Below are 3,503 nucleotides of genomic sequence, written 5' to 3'. Positions count from 1 at the left end.
CCGCCGACGCCGGAACTCGATCCCGCCCGACGCGAGGGCGACACCCGTCGGCGGTCCTCGCCGGCGACGCGCGGGCCGAATGCCGCGCATCCGGCGAACGGGCCTGCGTGGCGGTCGCCGCCGACCTGAACGCCGACGGTCGTCCCGAGGTGCTGGTCGCCAACGGCTGGTCTATCCGATTGTGGGCGCAGGCCGCGGATGGCCGCTGGGCCGACGCCGGCCAGTGGTCGTTCCCGCATTGCCCGACCCCTGGCCAGAACCGCGGGATTGATACTCGCAACGCCCTGCGCCGAGGCCTCGTCAAACCCGTCGCCCCCGCCTGGCCCGACCTTCGCATCGAGAACCGGATCTCGGGGCGATTCGAGACGACGCTCGACTGCGGGACCGATCTGGCGGCCGAGATGGTCGGTCCGATCGACTGACGAACAGCCCAGAGGCCACAGCCCGCCGCCGATCTTCAGCCAGGCTGAAAACCGCTCTTGACCCGGACGGCCCGGACCACATTACAGTCCGTTCATGTTTCGCGGGTGGGGAAGCCTCGCATGAACCAGGACAGCGCTCAGGGGGAGCTGCTCCGTCTCGCGACCGAGGCGCTGAGCCGTCGCGATCCCCGCGCCGCGCTGCAGCTGCTCGACCGGGCGACGCGATCGCGCCCACCCGCAACGCCACGCTGAGCCGCGCCATGGCGCTGAAGCTGATGGGCGACCTCCATGGGTCGCTGGCCGTCCTGGACGACGCCCTGGCGATGCAGCCCTACGACTTCGTCGCCCTGCTGGCCAAGGCCGCCATGCTCGAGACCCTGGGCGGTGAGCGCGCCGCGGTCGAGACTTATCGCAACGCGCTCAAGATCGCCCCGCCGCCCGACCAGCGCCCGGCCGCGGTAACGGCCCAGATGGCTCACGCCGGAGAGGTGGTTCGTCGCCAGGCCGACGCCCTGCGCGACCACATGCGCTCCGCCGTCGCCGGCCTGCGCGGCTCCGTCGACGCCGCCGCCCTGGACCGGTTCGACGAGGGCCTGGAGATCTACGCCGGAGTGAAGCAGGCCCCGAAGCAGGAGCCGCTGCTGCTCAACTATCCGCGCCTGCCGGCCATCCCCTTCTACGACCGGTCGTTGTTCCCCTGGCTGGAAGAGCTGGAAGCCGCGACCCCGGTCATCCAGGCCGAGCTGCAGGCCCTGCTGGACCACGCCTTCGACGACTTCGCCCCTTACATCGCCTATCCCAAGGGCGCGCCGGTCAATCAGTGGGGCGAGCTGAACCATTCCCGCAAATGGTCTTCGCTCTGGCTCTGGCGGGACGGCGAGAAGCAGGCCTCGGTGTGCGACCGCTGCCCCGAGACCACCGCCCTGCTCGAATCCCTGCCCATGGCGCGCCAGGAGGGGTTCGCGCCGACCGCCGTCTTCTCGGCGCTGCAGCCCCACACCCACATTCCGGCCCACACCGGCTCGTCCAATGTCCGGCTGCTGTGCCACCTGCCCCTGGTCCTGCCCGGCCCCGCCCGCTTCCGCGTGGGCAACACGGTCCGCGACTGGAAGATGGGCCAGGCCTGGGTCTTCGACGACACCATCGAGCACGAGGCCTGGAACGACGCCGACGCCGTGCGGGTCATCCTGATCTTCGACGTCTGGAACCCCTGGCTCTCGGACGGCGAAAAGACCCTGATCACCGCCATGATGAGGGCCCGCCGCGAGTTCATGGCGGGCGGGGGAGGTTCTAGGGGTTAGGTTCTAGGTTCCAGGGTTGAGGCGCACGTTGCTGTTTCCCGCCCCTTCGTCCCTAGAACCTAGTCCCTAGAACCTAGAACCTAGCCCCCCGTTAACCCCACGCTCACCCTGCCCGACCACCCGATCTTCACCTTGTGACGGCTAAAACCGTCCCGGAATGAGCCAGTCCCGCTTCACGAGGGCCGGCCTGACGTGATGATCGAGGGGTATCCTTAGATGGCTCGCACCGTCCTTGTGGTCGACGACGACCCGACCCAGCGCCGCCTGGCCCAGGCGGTCCTGGAGCGCGAGGGCTATGTCGTCGTCCACGCCGAGTCCGGCGGCGAGGCCATCGACCGCCTGACCAAGGGCGGCGGCGCCGACGTGGTCCTGCTGGACATGGTCATGCCGGGCATGAGCGGCATGGAGGCCCTGGCCGAGATCCGCACCGCCGGCGTCGCGACCCCGGTCATCGTCCTGACCGCCTCGGGCGGGGTCGAGGCCGTGGTGCGCGCCATGCAGGCCGGCGCCCAGGACTTCTTCGTCAAGCCGGTCTCGGCCGAGCGCCTGCTGGTCGGCGTCAGGAACGCCCTGCAGCTGACCCAACTCACGGCGGAAGTCGGCCGGCTGAAGAAGCACGTCACGGGCCGGACCTCCTTCGACGACCTGGTCGGCCAGTCCGCCCCCATGCGCCTGGTCCGCTCGCTGGGCGCGCGAGCCGCCAAGTCCGGCATTCCGGTCCTGATCACCGGCGAGAGCGGCGTCGGCAAGGAGGTCATCGCCCGCGCCCTGCACGGCGCCTCGGACCGCGCGGGCAAGCCCTTCGTCGCGGTCAACTGCGGCGCCCTGCCCGCCAACCTGGTCGAGTCCATCCTGTTCGGGCACGAGAAAGGATCGTTCACCGGCGCGACCGACAAGCACCTGGGCAAGTTCGCCGAGGCCTCGGGCGGGACCCTGTTCCTGGACGAGATCGGCGAGCTGCCGCTGGACATGCAGGTCAAGCTGCTGCGGGCCCTCCAGGAAGGCGAGATCGACCCGGTCGGCTCTAAACGCTCGGTCAAGGTCGACGTCCGCATCGTCTCGGCCACCAACCGCGACCTGGCCGAACAGGTGCGCGAGGGCCGCTTCCGCGAGGACCTGTTCTACCGCCTGAACGTCTTCCCCATCGAGGCCCCGTCCCTGCGTGAACGCCGCGAGGACGTCCCGGCCCTGGTCGACCACTTCATCGCCCGCTTCAACGTCGAGGAGGGCAAGCGCGTCGCCGGCTGCTCGCCCGAGACCCTGGCCCTGCTCCAGGCCTTCGACTGGCCGGGCAACGTCCGCCAGCTCGAGAACGCGGTCTATCGCGCCATCGTCCTGGCCGACGCCCCCTTCCTGCAACCCCACGACTTCCCCGCCGTCTCGGGCGTCTCCTCCCCCCCTATGGGGGAGGTGGATCGCCGCGACAGCGGCGAGACGGAGGGGGATGATCCGCACGCGCTAGGGGTCGACCTCCCCCCGCTGCCGGACACCCCCATCCGCATCCTCGACGACCGCGGCCATCTGCGCACTCTGGACGAGATCGAGCGCGACCTGATCCAGCACGCCATCGAGGTCTACGCCGGCCATATGTCCGAGATCGCCCGCCGCCTCGGCATCGGCCGCTCCACCCTGTACCGCAAGGTCCGCGAACAGGGCCTGGAAGGCGCGCTGAAGGACGCCGGCTGAGACGGCCCTAGCCGGCCTCGCGCTCGACCAGGGCGACGATCGTCCGCGCCAGCTCGTCCTTGGCCTCGCCCGCCGGCATCCGGCCCCGACGCCG

3 protein-coding genes are annotated in these 3,503 nt (G+C 70.3%); all 3 read left to right on the top strand.

Annotated elements, in window-relative coordinates:
* Window positions 1–422 (top strand): FG-GAP repeat domain-containing protein (locus AC2W7C_RS15095; RefSeq protein WP_486002144.1); only part of this gene is annotated, 422 nt, incomplete at its 5' end.
* 260 nt (window positions 423–682) lie between these two features.
* On the top strand, window positions 683–1,723 hold the full coding sequence (locus AC2W7C_RS15090) for an aspartyl/asparaginyl beta-hydroxylase domain-containing protein (RefSeq protein WP_486002143.1): 1,041 nt from the start codon (window positions 683–685) through the stop codon (window positions 1,721–1,723).
* A 216-nt stretch (window positions 1,724–1,939) separates the two neighbouring features.
* Entirely contained in the window at window positions 1,940–3,409 is a 1,470-nt protein-coding gene (locus AC2W7C_RS15085; protein ID WP_486002142.1) for a sigma-54-dependent transcriptional regulator, read from the top strand.
* Window positions 3,410–3,503: the final 94 nt, after the last annotated feature.

It is taken from the genome of Brevundimonas sp. CURTG3B2_SDJG (genome assembly GCF_057364705.1).
The sequence above is the reverse complement of the archived record's forward strand: the minus strand, read 5'-3'. Positions and strand labels throughout refer to the sequence as shown.